The organism is Brevibacillus composti, from assembly GCF_016406105.1.
Classification (GTDB): Bacteria; Bacillota; Bacilli; order Brevibacillales; family Brevibacillaceae; genus Brevibacillus; species Brevibacillus composti.
In genome coordinates, this window is the sequence record NZ_CP066308.1 from 3,174,427 (window position 1) to 3,190,783 (window position 16,357).

The window sequence follows — 16,357 nt, forward strand, 5'->3', positions numbered from 1 at the left end:
AGGCTTGCTCGCGGTCATGATCGCCTTGATCATTCTGGGCATCGGGATGTTTGCCGCCGGCTTCCTCTATCTGTTCTAAGGCGGCTTTACTTCCCCTCGTTTACTCGATTATACTTGAGAATGTGTTTTTCCTGTACGTTTGATATAGAAAGAAGGTTCACTCCATGTCGCGTATACTCATCTCCGGGTATTACGGTTTCAACAATGCCGGAGACGATGTGGTCCTCTACGGCATTATCAGCGCGCTGAGGCGGGAACAACCGAATATCTCTCTGGCCGTGTTGTCCAATCAGCCTGAGCGGACAACTTCCCTGTTTGGGATCCCGGCGTACAATCGCTGGAGCCTCCCGGTCATCGTGCGCGAGCTGATGAAAAGCGACATGCTGGTGATGGGCGGCGGGACGCTGATGCAGGACGTCACCAGTCCGCGCAGTGTTCTCTACTATCTGGGAATCGTGACTATCGCCAAAATGCTGGGCAAGCCAGTCGTCTTCTACGCGCAAGGCTTCGGCCCGATTCTCAAACCGATCAGCCGCACGCTGATCAAGCAAGTCGTGAATCGCGTAGACATCATCACGGTTCGCGATTTCGAGTCCGGCGATGATTTTCAAGCCTGCGGGGTAACCAAAGCCCCCATCTACGTGACGGCCGATCCCGCCATGACCATCTCGCCCGACGATGTGTCCAATGAGCGGGGACGCGAGCTCTTGCAAGGCTTGTTTGCTGATTTGAGCAAGCCGTTGGTCGCGATCTCGGTCCGTGATTGGAAACAGGAGCAAGCCTTTAAAAAGGTGATCGCGCGCGCTTCCGACCTGTTTATCGCCAAAGGGTGGAATGTGCTGTTTTTGCCCATGCACTTTCCCAGCGATCTCGCTCCTTCCCGCGAGATCATCGGCATGATGGACAGGCCAGGCGCCCAGCTGCTGGACGAAGCCGTCACCTTTCACGATATCATGTCCGTGCTGAAACAGTGCGATTACGTCGTCGGCATGCGGCTCCATTCTCTTATCCTGGCCTGCATGCTGCAAACGCCGTTTACCGGCATCTCCTACGATCCCAAAATCGACCGTTTTGTCGAACGTGCCGGCATGCCGAGCGCAGGACACATCACGCAGCTGGAGGAGTCGCGCCTGCTTCCATTGCTGGAGGAACGCATCGCCCGGCTGAATCAGGAGAAAGCGATTATCCGGGAGCACTCGCTCACCCTGTCCCGGGAAGCTGCGAAAAGCAGCGAGCTGGTGCTTCAGGCTCTGCATCGAAAGAAATAAGAAGAGCCCTGCCGGGATGTATGGTCACAGCAGGGCTCCTTTTGTCCGAATGCCCGAAAGGAGGACTCTCCCATGTCTCTATCCTCTCAACTTTTGCTCCGTCTCAACCGTTTTTTTCCGCTGCCGGTGCACCCTTTCAACCTGGCTAATGACGGCCGGATGAGCTACACGGAGTGGCAGTTTCAAAAAGGGGAGCAGACGATTCAGTTTTTTCTGGATTACCACACCCAGGAGCAGATGTTCCGTGACAAAACGGTGCTGGACATCGGCTGCGGCGGCGGCGGAAAGACGTGCTACTACGGCACCTACGGCCCGAAGGAAATGATCGGGATCGACATCGTGCCGCACTACGCGGAGGAAGGCAATGCCTTTGCCCGCGAAAAAGGCCTGGCGGACCGCGTCCGCTTCCTGACAGCCGACTCTGCCGAGCTGCCATTTGCCGACGACATGTTTGACACGATCATCATGAATGATGCGATGGAGCATGTGGATCGGCCGGAGAAGACCCTGGAAGAATGCTTCCGCGTCCTGAAGCCCGGCGGCCATCTCTACATCAATTTTCCGCCCTACTACCATCCCTACGGGGCCCATCTCTCGGATGCAATCGGGATTCCGTGGGTGCATGCCTTTTTCTCCGAACAGGCATTGATCGACGCCTACAAGGAGCTGGTTCGCGACCTGCCGGACGGCCAGGACCGGATCTCCTTCCGCTTTGGCAAAACCCCGGATGGCCGCGACACGATCGCCTATATCAATCAGATGACGATCAAGCGCTTCCGGCGCATTCAGCAAGGCGTCCAGCATCCCGCCGTCTACCAGCGCGAGGTGCCGCTGCGGGAGATCACCGCGGGACTCGCCAAGCTGCCGATCCTGCGCGAGTTTTTCGTCAAAATGGTGGTCTGCGTGTATCAAAAAAGAGCATAAGGATATTCCACGTCAGCGTATGCAGCAGTCTCCCCCTTTTCCATGAGAAGCGGGAGACTTTTTTATCGGATCGCCGCACGAACAAAAGAGAGCTGCAGGCTTCCGGGCAGGATGCGCTCACCCTGCAAAAACGTGCAAGCATTGTCGGATGGAGACATTTCCTTTCTGCTATGTTGTAAACAGACGGGAGGTCAGGAAATGAATTATCGGATCGTGGAAAAAGAGGCTTTTCGGATCGTGGGGATCATGAAAAGGGTCCCTTTGATTTACCATGGGGTCAATCCCGAGATTGCGAAGATGTGGCAAGGATTGAATGAAGAGGCGATCCGCGAGTTCAAGCAGCTTTCGAATGTGGAGCCGCGCGGACTGATCAGTGCGTCCGTCAACTTTTCCGAGGGCCGGCTGGACAATGGCCAGCTCGATCATTACATCGGAGCGGCGACAACCAAGGCATGCCCCGATCATCTGGCATCGCTCGAGGTCCGGGCCTCTACCTGGGCTGTATTCACAGCGGTCGGACCGTTTCCGGACACGCTGCAAAACATCTGGGGACGCATCTTCGCCGAATGGTTCCCCTCCTTTGGCTACGAGCTGGCGGACGGGCCGGAAATCTTGTGGAATGAACAGAAAGACATCAGCTCGCCGACGTTTGCGAGCGAAATCTGGATACCGGTCACGAAGCGAAAAGGCGCGTAGGCAGCCAGGCGCAGGACAGACCAAGAAAAATCGGGTAGGGGGCTACCCATTAGTTGAGTAGCCGACCTCCCACACCACCGTACGTACCGTTCGGTATACGGCGGTTCCTTAGTTCACGCAGTCACTTGTCGATAATAATCTGAGAAGAAAAGAAATCCGAGGCCTTTAATGGTGTTGTTATCGAGGGCTTTCGCGAGGATGGGGCTATTGGAGATTCTCCAGTAGCTCTTTCTTGTATTTGCGTATTCCCATGCCTTGAACTTTGGGATTCCAAACGAGATCAGCTTTTCGAATTTTGTCCTTATTCGTTTCCATTGTTTCCAGTAGATCATTCGAATCCTTCTTCTCATCCATTCATCCGTTGTTTGGAGCAGGTTCTTCATATCCGCAATCTTGAAGTAGTTGACCCATCCCATGATATAGCGTCTGAGCCTTTCGGCTCTCTCTTCATTTCCCATGCCATTGCTTCTTGCGGTTAGTTCCTTCACTCTTGTTTTCATTTTGGCGATGGATTTGGGATGGATGCGGACTTTCACTTGCCCTCGTTGGTTGTAGAATGAGAATCCCAGAAACTTCACTCGAATGGCTAGGTCCACCACGGTTTTCTCCCGATTTACTTTTAGGAACAGCTTCTTTTCAATGTAGGGGAGAATGTTGGTTAGTGTCCGTTCGGCACTTCGTCTGCTCTTGCAGAAGATGAGTAAATCATCTGCGTATCGCACAAACTTGTGTCCTCTCTTCTCCAGCTCCTTGTCCAACTCATTCAGCATGATATTACTGAGAATTGGACTCAGATTCCCGCCCTGCGGTACGCCGACTTCTGTTTCCTCAAACTTGTGCTTCACGACAACTCCTGCCCGAAGATATTTATGAATTAGTGAAATGACTCGTCCGTCCTTAATCGTTCTTGAGAGTACTTCAATGAGCTTGCTTTGGTTGACGGTGTCAAAGTATTTCTCTAGATCCATATCCACAACATAGCGGTAGCCTTCCTGAATATATTGCTGGCTGCGCCTTATGGCTTGGTGGGCACTTCGTTTGGGTCGGAACCCGAAGCTGTTGTCCGAGAACTGTTGCTCATAGATCGGCGTGAGCATTTGTGCAATTGCCTGCTGGATTACTCGATCAACCACCGTTGGGATGCCCAGGTTTCTTTTCTTTCCGTTCTCTTTTGGGATTTCTACCCTTCGAACGGGATTTGGGCGATATCTGCCCGCCAGGATTTGTTCCTTGATGGTTTCACCGTTTTCTTTGAGATATTGTAGAAGTTCATCTACGCCCATCCCGTCGATTCCGTGTGAACCTTTATTCGCTTTGACTCTTTTGAACGCTTCGTTCAAATTGTCTCTGCTTATGATTTTCTCAAGTAACCTTTCCTTCGACTCGTTTGCGTTGGTGTCGTCGGTTTCAGCTATCCTCTCAGGAACGTGCACTCCCGCATATCCTTCGTGTTCCGCACTATTCTTTTGCGGTGAGCCTTCCGTTGGAAGTTGGCTGCCCTTATCTCCTGTTTCGGTAACATTCATTGACGACCACCTCCTAAGGTTCAGCCCTTCCCTCAAGCCGTCGACTGCTCGAGGTACTATGGCGTCTGCTGACTTCTCATGATAAATCTTGTTTCAACCGTGATTCGAATGTCATCTTCTCACGTCCATGAGACCTCCCACGGTAAGACGACTCACTTTCCTCCCATATACCCGCATCATTTACACCGGAATGTCCGTGTAGTGTATTGGACTTTGCTTTGTCTCGCAAGCTTGTCCCATTCCATATGCCTGATGATGTTCGTGTTCCTCGGGCCGGGATTTTGCCTCCAGCTTCCTTCAGATTCCACCTCACGGTGGACACCCTTGCTCTTGGCTAGTGGTTGGCCACTACCAGCCCCCACAGCGGACTTTCACCGCCTAGTTAGTCGCCATGCGTGGCGCACGGGAAAAAGGCTCTTATCCATTTGAGGATAGGAGCCTTTTTTGCCAGGAGCCTGATCGAAGTATACACCCGAGTCACAACAGACTCATTATCTGTACGCGGCCACTGGCATGGCAATCGATGGGTGACAGCTAACGCAAATCAGACGAAGACGGCTTCTTCCGCCGCAGGGCGTTCATAAACGTGCGTAGCCTGCCGCCGCCGGGGAGCCAATCCAGTTCCTTTTCGTGAATCAGCGGTATGATCAGCAGCAGCCCCAGGTAGACGATCAGCCCGACACCGACTCCTGCCACGGTTTCCGCGGCGCCTAGCATGCGCGCCTTCCAGTGGAGCAGGTATCCGACAGCCTCTGTCGTGCCCCACGCCAGCAGCAGCATCAGGTTGGAGACGAACAGCGGGTACAAGGTGTCGAACTTCCAGTGGATCTCGATGCGAACCAGTCTACCGATTAAACGGATGTTCAACAGGAAAACAATCGAGGTGGCTACCAGCCAGGAAACGGCCAGCCCTTCGATGCCCATCAGGGATGTAAACAAAAGCGTAGCGGCAATTTTAATCAAAACGCCCCAGACGAGGTTTTTCGCCGGCCATTTTTCTTTGCCGAGACCTTGCAGAATGCCGTTGGTCGCGAGGAGCAGGGAGAGCGGAATGGCACTGACGCCGAGAATGGCCATCGCCTTTGTTCCTTCGATGTCTCCATACAGGGCGAGGTTCGCCCCTTCCGCCACCGCCGTCAGGCCCAGCCCCGCGGGCAAGCCGATCAGCCAGGCAAAGCGCAGCGACAGCTTTGTCAGCGTCTGCACCCGCTCCACATCCCCCTGCCGCTTGGCTTCGGCAATCGCCGGGACGATCGACAGCGCGATGGACGAGCCGAACAGGCTGGCCATCTGGAGGAGCGGGCCCCCCCTGCTGTAAATGCCAAACCAGGTATCCGCCGTCAGGCCGTCCACATGCCAGACGTAGCGGAAAATATTAATCGCCAAGAAGGAGTCGACCAGACTGAAGATCGGGATCACCAGCGCACTGATGCAGATCGGCCAGGCGATCCGCCACATGGACAGGAAAAACTCCCGATCATACCACCAATTCAGCCGTTTCCACTCCCGGTTGACAGAAACGGATGCCGCCGGCTGTTTGCGCCTGTGCAGCCAGAGCAGAAAGGCGAGGAAAACCAGGCTGAGCATGGTGCTGATCATCGTTCCGAAATTGACGCCGGTGATCACCGTGTCCGTATCCTCTCCGAGGGAGACCAGGTAGAGGGAAGCGATCAGGATAAAAGCAACCCGCAGGGACTGCTCCACGATTTGAGACAAGCCGACGTACATCATTTTTTGATGCCCGTAAAAAAATCCGCGAATCACCGCGATCAATGGGACAAACAGTAGCGAGAGAGAGATCGCCCGGATCGGCTCGACCAGATGCGGATTCCCCATCAGCCCTGCAATCAGGGGCGAGCTCAGGTACAGAATGGCAAACAGGATGAGGCCGATTCCTCCCATCAGCACCATGCTGCGGGCCAGGATCTGACTGACCGCTCCCCGTTTCCCCTCCGCCAGCGCTTCGGCGATCACGCGGGAGAGCGCCACCGGCACACCGGCCGTCGCCAGAATCAGGAAGGTCAGATAGAGCGGATAGACTTCCTGATAGAGGCCCAAACCGTTGTCGCCCACGATCTCCTGCAGGGGGATGCGGTAAAACATGCCGATTACTTTAGACAAGATTCCCGCAAACGCCAGTATAAAGGCACCGGCGAGAAAGCTATTTTTCACCATGGAAAGCTCCTTGTACATACGTGGTAAATGGCTCAGTCGCAGCCGCTCCTGCGGCCGCTGGTCGTTCATGCAGATTCTTCCGCCCGTGCGGATAAATCCACTCTCTATCCTACTATCAATCGCCGCCGCTGGCAAACAGGTATAGGGTCCCATTTCAGCAGGAATAATGAGGAAAAAGATGCCCGCGGGCAGCTATGCCTGTCCTGCCGAAAAAAGGAGGAGAATCCGCTTGCCCCTGACCGGTTCCCTGATCCGCAACGTACAGTGGCCGCTGATGGAGCTCATCCGGCAGAACCGCACCCGCGCCTACCTGCAAGAGCTCCGGGAAGCCCAGCAGCTGCCGGCCGAAGCGCTGCGGAAGCGCCAGACGAGCAAATTGAAACAGCTGTTGGATCACGCCGTGCAAAAAGTGCCGGCGTATACGGAGTTTGCCGAGGAGTGGCGGACGAGTGAGGAGGAGCCGGAGCGCTTTTTGCAGCGCATCCCCCTGCTCGACAAGTGCCAATTTCGCGAGAATTCGCACCGTTTTCTGATGGAAGGCGCAAACCCAGCCGAATTAATCGCCAACCGCACGGGCGGCTCGACCGGGGAGCCGACCCGCTTTTTCCTCGACCGGCCAACAGTGGAGCGCTACGAAGCAGCCCGCTGGCTCGGCCTGTCCTGGTACGGCATCCGCATCGGCGATCCCTCCGTGATGATTTGGGGGTCCCCGATCGAACTGAATCAAAAGGAAGCCCACCGTTATTATTTGAAGGAAAGATGGCTAAAAAACAGAGTGATGATCTCCGCCTATGATCTGGACGAACGCCAGATCTTGTCGCATGTCGGGCTCATCCGCCGGTTCCGCCCCGCCTATCTGTACGGCTACGCCTCCGCCCTCGCCCTGTTTGCCGAATTGATGCTGCAAAAAGGGCTCCGTCTCGGCGTTCCGCTGAAAGCTGTCGTCTCGACGGCAGAGACGCTGCTGGATCACCAGCGGCAGGTGATGGCAGAAGCCTTTCAGGCGCCGGTCGTCAACGAGTACGGCGCCCGTGACGGCGGGATCATCGCCTATCAGTGCCCGGCGGGACGGATGCACGCTTTTAGCGAGAATTGCTATCTCGAAGTAGTCGACCCAGTAACTGGCGAGCCGCTGCCTGTGGGGCAAGCCGGTGCCTTGCTGGTGACCGACCTGTACAACCGCGTGATGCCCAGGCTGCGCTACCAGCTCGGCGATGTGCTGGCTCTCTCGCCAAAGACCTGCTTATGCGGCATCCGCTATCCGGTCATCCAGGAGATCGACGGCCGCGTGGATGACATGTTCGTCTCCTTGAAGGGCTCTTTTGTTCACGGTCATTTTATCAATCATCTGATCCGGGGCTTGGAGAGCTTCCGGACGTTTCAGCTTGTCCAGCACGCTCCCGACCGCCTCACCCTCCGCCTGGTCAAGCACCCGGAGCGCTATCGGACAGAGGATGAGACCCGCGTCCTGAGCGGCATCCGGGATGCTCTGGGCGAAGTGGACGTCCGGGTGGAGTACGTCGACCGCATCCCCCCCGCCGCTTCCGGCAAGACGAGATACGCGATCCGCGAATGTCCGCTTACGGCGAGTCCGCGCGTTTAGCGCCCTTTTTTGCCACCCTCATCAGCAATTCGGAGACGAGCGGCTCCCTGAGCAGCGCCAGCGCGGCGAAATAGACCAGAGCCGCTCCGCTGATGCCGAGGAGCATGTACAGCCACAGCGGCAAAGCGGACAGCCAGGGATCAACCCCGAGCAGAACCGCTGCCATCAAAGCACATCCGAGCAGGGTTTTGCCCACTGTCCAGAGGAAGCTCCGCTGGATCAGGGTGCCGATTTTGCGCCATAGCAGCAGGTATAAAAGCGCCGCCTGGCTGAATGCCGATATCGCCGTGCCCAGGGCGATCCCGCCGTGGTCCAGCAGGGGAATCAGCGCGTAGTTGGCCAAAGCGTAGACCCCGATGCCGATCGCTCCGACGATGACCGGCGTCCGCGTATTTTCCAGCGCGTAGAACGCCCTCGTAATCAAATCCCGCGCTGCCAATCCATACAGCGCCAAGCCGTAAAAAGGCAAAGCCCAGGCCGTCAGCATGACGGAATGCTCGTCAAATGCGCCCCTGTTAAACGCCAGGCGGATGATCGGCTCGGCGTAAACGATGAACCCGACCGAGACCGGGAGCAGCAGGATGAGCAGGTAGGACAGCCCTTTTTGCAGCGTTTCTTTCATCCGCTCCATCTCTCCTCGCTTCACATAGCTGGCCAGCAGGGGGAACAGCGGCAGGGTGAAGGCTCCGACGAATATCGCCATCGGCATCTGCACGAGCTGGTTGGCATTGGTGAGAGCCGTCACCTTTCCTTCTCCCAGGCCATTTCCGAAGTTCTTCTCCAACAGCGAAGTGGCTTGTGCCACGGCCGCGCCGATCAAGATCGGGATGACACGCTCCCCCATCTCCCGCAAGGATTGATCCTGTTTCCAGCCAAAAGCGAGCCGGTGCCGGTAATCGAACTGTCTCAGCGTGACCAGCATCGGCAGCATGGCGGCGAGGTAGCCGAGCGTCGTCGCGATCGCCAGGCCCAACGCCCCGTATACGGGAACGAGCAGATACATGGCGATGATCACGACGGCTCCATTGGCCACGGTAGCCAGCGTCGGCGTAAAGAAATGTTGATGGGCGTTGTTTACGCTGGACCACAGACCGGCCAGTCCGATAAAAATGGCGGACGGCCACATCCAGCGGAGCAATTCCGTCGTCAGGTCGAGCGCATTGATCGTGACCCCTGGATCAGAGGCCAGCGGGTACGTGACATCCTGTGCGCCCAGCAGCATGGCGATCGGTCTCGCAAACACGATGCCCAGCGCCGACAGGAGGGCAAAAACGATCAGGACGATCGTAAACATCCGCTGGTAGAGCGTCCCCGTCCGGTCGTCTTTTTCCAGCAATCCCCGCATGGTGGGAATCAGCACCGCATTGATCGCGCCGGGAACAATCAAATACAGGGTGAGCGGGATTTGCGCCGCGGTATTGAAAGCGTCGGCCACCCCGCTGGTTCCGTAGAGCGAATTTACGTAGATTGTGCGAAAGAAGCCCAGTAGCCTGCCGACGAGTGTCAGGACGACAATCATCGACGCTGTTTTGATCAAACTCATGTATCGAATCTCCCATCTCTATGAGCACGTGCCGCCTCGTAAAAATACACCTGTTATCATATCGCATTTCTCCCGATCCTACCAACCACTTTCCCCACTGCCTTGCGACAACGAACGACTATTCATTATAATGGATGAGTTAATCCAATCTAGGAGGATTCAAAATCAAATGAGAGAGACTGTGTTGAAGTGGGGAAGCCGGTCTAGTACATGGCTGTCTTTGCTGATGGCCTATCCCATCATCGATTACGTCCTGCGAAAGTTCTTGCCGATCCCTGTCGTATCCTCATTGTGGGATGAAGGCTTGCTGATCATCCTCTTACTCTTTGCCTTTTTCGCGTATATCCAGGGCGGGCGAAAGCTGCCGGCGATCAAGCAGCCGTTCATCGCCTTTCTCGTCTTCGGCGTCGCGCTGATGGTCACCGATATGACCAACTGGGCTGCCAGTGTAGAGGGCTTTCGTGCTGTCTATCAGTACATGTTCGCCTTTTTTATCGGCTTTTATCTGCTGGCCGACAAACAGCAGTTCCTTCAAGCGTTGAAGGTTCTTTCCGCAATCGGCTTTATCGCCGGATTGTACGGCGTAGTCCAGGTGGTTCTCGGAGTGGAAACACCGCTGGGCTGGGTGCAAGAAGGAGAGTCTACCACGACGCGCGCCTTTTCCTTCGTCACCAGTCCCAATGTACTGGGCAGCTACATGGCCTTGATCGCCCCCATTACGGTCGGGCTTGCGTTGTATGTCACTGGCCGCACCGAACGCCTGATTTGGTTCGGAGCAGCCCTGACGACCCTTTTGGCGCTCGTTCTGACGGGGTCCCGCGGTGCCTGGATCGCCCTGGCTGTCGCCCTGTTCGTCTGCTGTTACGTCTGGAAAAAGCGCTGGGCAGGCTACCTCGTCCTCGCCGGAATCGTCGGGATACTTGGTCTCTATTACGTCGTACCCGAGTCCACGCCTGTCATCGGCACCATTAAAAACCGGATCTTTACGCTGTTTACTCCCGAATATCTCGAAGCGAGCATGAAGGCCGGCCGGCTGGAGCGATGGGTGACCGCCTACGACCGGATGAGGCTGGAGCCGCTATTCGGCGTCGGTCTGGGTCATCACGGCGGAGCCGTCGGTTCCCGTCACTTCGGAACCATCTACACGGACAGCTACCTCTTTAAGAGCATCGCCGAGCTGGGCTTGATCGGCGTCAGCCTGTTGATCGGGCTGATCTTGATGATCTTCCGCTACGCTTCCAAAGTGGTTCGCTCATTGATCGGCAAGCCCGAATTTTTCATCGTGCTGGGCCTGTTCGGCGGCCTGATCGCTGTCGCTCTTCACAACATGGTGGAAAACATCTTCGAAGTGCCGTTCATGTCGCTATACTTCTGGCTGTTCGGCGGCTTTTTGGTGGCGCTCTATGCGGACCAAAGCACAGAGAAAAGGTGGTGAGCTAAGCCCATGAAACAGAAGGGTATCCTGTCGTTTGTGAACTGGGCCTTGTACGCCATCGCCCTGTTCCTGATCTATCACATCCTGGTCAAGCCAGCTTTCCTGGACTTCTCCTGGATCGCGCTGCTAGCTTTGCTGCTGCTCCTGGCAGTCGGCTACTTTTTGCCCCATCCGGCGGAACGGAGACAGATTCTTGTCTTTTCGCTCGGCTTTTTGCTCCTGGACCGGGCGTTGACACAGCTCGACGTCAAATCGATCGCAGCCGTCATCATCGGAGGCGGCATCGCCGTCCTGGTGGTAGCCCTTGTGGCAAAATGGTACGGACGCCTGAAGTGGCAGGCGGTCTTCGCGCTCGTCCTCGTCGCAGTGGTGATGAACACCACCTTTTACCGCGAGAATCTGTACGCGCTCAGCCACTTTACGGTGAAGTACGAGTCCGACCGGCTGTACAACGGCAGCTGGGTCGATTACTTCCCGATCACACTCCACGATGTGGACGGTGACGGCACAGAAGAGATCATCACTTACGGCAATGCGGAAGAGCTGCCGCTGCCGGAAGAGGAACCGGCCAAGCCGGAAACCGAGGAAGAGAGAAAAGCTCTGGCCCACAAGCTGCTCTATTTGCAGACCGAGCCTATCTCCATCTACGTCATGAAATGGCAGGACGGAAAACTGGTGCGAATCCCGAATGGAGAGATTTCCGCCGAGTCGATGACCGCGATCAAAGACAAGATGCCAAAAGACGCGCCAGGCTTTCCGTACTACACGATGAAAAATGACCAGCTGGTGCCCAATGTGCAGCGCCAATCCTATGCGGAAGGCATGCTGCAGGTGGGGACGGCCCCGTACCGCGCACTCCTGCTGGATTTGCAGCACATCGGAGGCAAACTGCTGGAAAACGGCGGCAGCATGGATGTTCGCCACAAGCTGGGCAGCAAGTACGAAAATCTCAGCATCCGCGAGGGAATGATCAGCGGCTCCTATGAAGGCAAGCCGTTTGGCGCAACGACCAACGCCACCAAAATCGTCGGCACCATGAATCTGCCGGACGGTCGCGAAGGCCTGATGGTCATGGGTGAACACATGAGCGTGCTCGCTGTCGAGCCGGATGGGACGGCCGTCGAAGCCTACACCCTGACGCGCAAGGAAACCTCGATGGCAACTGCCGATTTCATACCGGCTGATCTGGACGGAGACGGTGCGGACGAGCTTCTGCTCGCCAACAAGCCCTCCTACATCCTGAAGCCCCAGGCAGATGGCAGCTGGGAGGTGCTCTGGTCCAGCGATGAAAAGGACGGCAGCTTCCGCTTCACGAACTTCGCGGCGATTGGCGGCAAAACGGAACCCGAGATCGTCGCCCAGGCAAAAAGCTGGGTCAGCGCCAACGAAACCCGCTACTTGTCCGGCTTTGCCTACACGCCGGACGGCCTGAAGCAAACCTGGCGGATCTACATGCCGCTGTTGAATGTGCGGGTAGGAGATGTGGATGGCGACAAGCAGAACGAAATCATCGCCTCCGTCTACGACCAGCATCGCATCCTGATCTTCAAACGGCATAACATTCCCGTCATTCCGCTCGTCTCCCTGCTCCTCGCAGGCCTGATCGGATACGGGATGGTAAGGAGGGTTCGCCATGCGTAAACGGACCGTCACGCTGCTTTCCCTGTCGGTGCTGGCCGCCGCCTCGTTGCTGACAGGCTGCACCTACGAGTCTGGGCCAAAGACATTTGCGCCCACCAACTACGGCACATCGCCGGACATCACAGCCCCGGAGCAGACGGAATCGGCTGCCGCGTGGCTGAAAACCGCATTGGAGCAAGCGAGAACAAACCCCGATGCACAAAAATACTGGTATACCGGCTACGTCAAAAACCAGGTGATGGCGCGGACCACGACCAGCATGTTCGACAAGACGGTGATTATGCCCGAAGGCTATAACGTCAATGCGCGCATCGCCCGGCAGGACTATCAGTATTACCGCTTCGGCGACAAGCGCTACGTGCGTGTAAAGGACGCCTGGATGACAGCGCGGGAGACTCCGCTGGAGTTCGATGTGCTCGCCGGCTTTGAGGATTGGTACCCCTTCCTGGATCGGGCAGTCCAGCTCAAGGATGAAAAGATTTACGGCACCGTGTGCGTCCCCTTCCAGGTGAAAATCACCGGTGCGGAGTGGCTGGCCGGGAGCAACAGCCCGCTCTTTGAGCCTTTGAAACAGCAGCTCGGCGATCGCCCCGATCTGGAGTATCTGCTGAAGGATTCGACGATAAAAACGACATTTTGGTTTGGAAAAAAGGATCACCTGATTCGCCAGTACGAGACCTGGATCATCCTGCCCATGCCGGAGGGCGGCACGATGGACCAGCAAGTGTTCTTCCAGTTTTACAAGTACAACGATCCCGGCATCCACATCAAGCCGCCGGAAGAAGTGGAGAGGTATTTGCTGTATTAAAAAAACATCCCTGCAAGGCGACAATTTGTCGTCACTTGCAGGGATGTTTTCTGTCTCTGGCCAGTCATCGCGACCGGCTAGGCCTCGCCAGCCAGCGTCTCTGCCTCCCGCTCTTCCCGCTTCCACATCAGGATGCTGTAGAGAAAGGCCAGGAGGGCAATCCCCGCCATCATCAGATACAGCGCGGCACCTCCCCACTCTTGAAACACCCAGCCGCCGGCAAACGACCCGATAATGCCGGAGATCCCGAAAAAGATCACCGCAAGCACCGTCTGTCCGGTCGCCTTCCACTCCTCCGGGATGATCCGGTAGAGGTATTGAATGCTGGCCGTGTAAAACGTAACAAACGTGATGCCGTGCATCAGCTGAATGGCGATTACCAGCATGGGGTCCGACACGACTGCGCACAGGGCATAGCGAATCACGTAGATGGCCGAGGCAAGCGCAATCATCTTGATCTCCCTCCCCGTCCGCAAAAAGCGCGGCAGCAGGGCAAAAAAGGCAATCTCGCTGGTAGCTGCCACAAACCAGGCCAGCCCGATCAGTCCCGTGCTGCCCCCCAGGCTTTGGACGTAGACGCCGAGGAAGCTGTCATTGGTCCGATGGGGGATCGCTGCCAGAAGAATCAAAAGAAAGAAGCGAAGCGTCGCCGGATACGTCAGAAAACGGCGTAAATCCGCTGCCGAGAGGCGCTTGCTGCTGACGGGCGCATCCGGAATCACCAGACACATCAGATAAGTGAGCACGCCGTACACGGCGAACACCCAGTAGAGGCGATCCATCCCGATTTGATCGACGGTAAAGCCGATGATCAGGGAGGCGGAGGCGAATCCGATCGCGCCGAATGTCCGAACCGATCCAAAATGGATGCCGTACTGCTCCGCGACGCGATAGTTCAAGCTTTCGGTTAGCGGATCGGTGGGAAGCATGAAGAAGTACATGCCGCCCACGAGCAAAAATAACAGCCACAGCTCGGAGGATTGAAACAGCACAAAGCCCACCAGCAAGGATAATCCCAGGGTAAGCAGGATCACCTTTTTGATCGTTTTGCGCCTGTCGCTGATCATCCCCCAAAACGGCTGGGAGAGAATGCCGATAAACGAGCCGATCCCCACCAGTAGCCCGATGTCGGATGGGGAGACTGCCCGGTAGGAGAGGTAGACCGGCAAGAATGAGATAAAGACAGAGAGAAGCGAAAAGTAAAAAAGGTTGTAGGCGCGCAGTGCCTGAATGGCGATCATATCGTTGGATCCCCCGCTCGCTCTGCCGAAGAAAGCAATTCTTCCATCAGCTCTGCCAGCTGACGAGCCTGCTCCCGGCGCTCATATGGCTTGACCCGCTCGCTGAACGTGGCATCCCGCTCGGCCGAGCCCGTCTGCCCCTGCTCTTTCCATTCCCGGTAGAGCCGGTAGTAGGCTTGCTTGATCGCGTCCTTGTCCTCGGGGTCGGCTACCTGTCCCAAACGGAAGGTTTCAATAATTCCGGTAGCTTCTCCCGCTTTATTCAAGGCGAGAATCGGTTTGCCTATGCCCATGTATTCATACAGCTTGCCGGGGATGTAGGCTCCGGCGTCCGGGGAGACGTCCCCGATCAACAGCAACGCATCCGCGCCCTTCATCAGCCCCAGCGCCTCTTTGTGGGGAAGATTGCCCAGCACGCGGACGATGTCCCCCAGGCCCAGAGCTTCGACACAGTCGCGATTCTCCGAGTAGCCCGGGTAGTCAAATACCCCGGCAAAGCTGAGCAAGAGATCCTCCCGCTCTACCTTCCCTTCCTCGATCAACTCCTGAATCGCCTGAAGCAAGAGGCGGGGATTTCTTTTCTGGTAGAGAATCCCGGCGTAGACGGCGTGGAATTTGCCCGGCGCGGCATGCTCCGGCGTCAGGCCGATGAAATCCTCCTGGTCAAATCCGTTGTAGATCAACTCCATCCGCCGCACCCGGCTGCCGTGCTTGGCACGGAAATTCTCCGCAAACGTGGCCGTTACCGTCGTAATGGCGTCAGCCTGGGCCATGACGCTCTCCTCCATGCGCTCTTCCAGACGCTCGCGCCAAGCGATCCCAGAGGTATGCATATTTTGCGTCCAGGGATCGCGGAAATCGGCTACCCATTTGCAGCCAAATTCGCCCGCAAGCCGCTTGGCGATCAGGTGATTGGTGACAGGACCCGACGTGGAAAAGATGACATCTATTTTTTCCCGGCGCATGATCTCTCTGCCCAGCTTGAGCGCTTGGGGCATCCAGAGGATTTGGTCGTCCGGAATCAGCAGATAAGGCTTCACTTTTTTCAAGAGGCCCACGACCTGCTGCTTGATTTGGCTTGTCAAGCTGCTGCGGGGCGCAGCCTGCACCTCTGCCGCGGACGGTTGGCCTTTTGGCGCCTGGGCGGATGCCGACTGGCTGTCCCCTGCTGGCCGGTTGCCTGTTTTTTTCTTGGCAGAAGCTGTCGTCTCCGGCGATGCTCCCCTTCGCGGTATGATCTGAAGCTCCCGGGCCCGGTGAATCCGTACATCCGCTGGCAACTGAGCCAGCAAGGTCGGATCCAAGGTCGCGTGGTAGACCGGGTCCACGGTTAATACATGAACGTCCCAGCCAAAATCGCCGAGGTATTTCGCCATCTTGAGCGCTCGTGGCACCCCTCCGCCGCCGATGGGCGGGAAATAATAGCAGATAAGTAGCACGCTGCGTGTTTTCATCAGCCGACCTTCCTTGTATCGTGTTTTTCTCCTTCACCAAGAT

Annotated in this window: 11 protein-coding genes and 1 pseudogene; 7 read left to right on the top strand and 5 right to left on the bottom strand. The window is 56.5% G+C overall.

Annotated elements, in window-relative coordinates; translation table 11 throughout:
* Positions 1 to 164: 164 nt before the first annotated feature.
* The 3 genes and pseudogenes from csaB to JD108_RS16085 all read left to right on the top strand — a co-directional run.
* Positions 165 to 1,268: a polysaccharide pyruvyl transferase CsaB gene (gene csaB / locus JD108_RS16075; protein ID WP_198827030.1), complete on the top strand. Its 1,104-nt coding sequence runs from the start codon at positions 165 to 167 to the stop codon at positions 1,266 to 1,268.
* A gap of 72 nt (positions 1,269 to 1,340) precedes the next feature.
* A complete protein-coding gene (locus tag JD108_RS16080; RefSeq protein WP_198827031.1) occupies positions 1,341 to 2,192 on the top strand; it encodes a class I SAM-dependent methyltransferase in 852 nt (283 codons plus the stop codon).
* A gap of 186 nt (positions 2,193 to 2,378) precedes the next feature.
* Positions 2,379 to 2,888, top strand: a pseudogene (locus tag JD108_RS16085) (GyrI-like domain-containing protein); the annotation flags it as partial.
* A gap of 113 nt (positions 2,889 to 3,001) precedes the next feature.
* On the opposite strand, the gene ltrA reads toward JD108_RS16085, so the two are convergent.
* Together ltrA and JD108_RS16095 are read right to left on the bottom strand one after the other, a co-directional pair.
* Positions 3,002 to 4,414, bottom strand: a complete 1,413-nt coding sequence (ltrA, locus tag JD108_RS16090) for a group II intron reverse transcriptase/maturase (protein ID WP_198826346.1) — start codon at positions 4,412 to 4,414, stop codon at positions 3,002 to 3,004.
* A gap of 534 nt (positions 4,415 to 4,948) precedes the next feature.
* Positions 4,949 to 6,658, bottom strand: coding sequence for a putative polysaccharide biosynthesis protein (locus JD108_RS16095; protein ID WP_228728172.1), 1,710 nt, complete (start codon positions 6,656 to 6,658; stop codon positions 4,949 to 4,951).
* Positions 6,659 to 6,818: 160 nt separating this feature from the next.
* Here JD108_RS16095 and JD108_RS16100 point away from each other — a divergent pair, with 160 nt between their 5' ends.
* Entirely contained in the window at positions 6,819 to 8,192 is a 1,374-nt protein-coding gene (locus JD108_RS16100) for a phenylacetate--CoA ligase family protein (RefSeq protein ID WP_198827033.1), read from the top strand.
* On the opposite strand, the gene murJ is transcribed toward JD108_RS16100, so the two are convergent.
* Positions 8,170 to 9,735 (bottom strand): murein biosynthesis integral membrane protein MurJ, encoded by a 1,566-nt coding sequence (murJ, locus tag JD108_RS16105; RefSeq protein ID WP_198827034.1) that lies wholly within the window; start codon positions 9,733 to 9,735, stop codon positions 8,170 to 8,172. The two genes, JD108_RS16100 and murJ, sit on opposite strands and share 23 nt — an antisense overlap.
* A gap of 169 nt (positions 9,736 to 9,904) precedes the next feature.
* On the opposite strand from murJ, the gene JD108_RS16110 reads away from it, so the two are divergent.
* The 3 genes from JD108_RS16110 to JD108_RS16120 are packed head-to-tail and all read left to right on the top strand — an operon-like array spanning position 9,905 to position 13,619.
* Positions 9,905 to 11,170 (top strand): O-antigen ligase family protein, encoded by a 1,266-nt coding sequence (locus JD108_RS16110; RefSeq protein WP_198827035.1) that lies wholly within the window; start codon positions 9,905 to 9,907, stop codon positions 11,168 to 11,170.
* 9 nt (positions 11,171 to 11,179) lie between these two features.
* Positions 11,180 to 12,811, top strand: a complete 1,632-nt coding sequence (locus tag JD108_RS16115) for a hypothetical protein (RefSeq protein WP_198827036.1) — start codon at positions 11,180 to 11,182, stop codon at positions 12,809 to 12,811.
* On the top strand, positions 12,804 to 13,619 hold the full coding sequence (locus JD108_RS16120) for a hypothetical protein (protein WP_198827037.1): 816 nt from the start codon (positions 12,804 to 12,806) through the stop codon (positions 13,617 to 13,619). Before JD108_RS16115 ends, JD108_RS16120 begins: the two co-directional genes overlap by 8 nt.
* Positions 13,620 to 13,696: 77 nt before the next feature.
* Here the strand turns inward: JD108_RS16120 and JD108_RS16125 are convergent, their stop codons facing one another.
* Together JD108_RS16125 and JD108_RS16130 are read right to left on the bottom strand one after the other, a co-directional pair.
* The gene (locus tag JD108_RS16125; protein ID WP_198827038.1) at positions 13,697 to 14,860 is read right to left on the bottom strand and encodes an MFS transporter; all 1,164 of its coding nucleotides are present in this window, start codon (positions 14,858 to 14,860) and stop codon (positions 13,697 to 13,699) included.
* A complete protein-coding gene (locus tag JD108_RS16130; RefSeq protein WP_198827039.1) occupies positions 14,857 to 16,314 on the bottom strand; it encodes a glycosyltransferase family 4 protein in 1,458 nt (485 codons plus the stop codon). Before JD108_RS16130 ends, JD108_RS16125 begins: the two co-directional genes overlap by 4 nt.
* Positions 16,315 to 16,357: the final 43 nt, after the last annotated feature.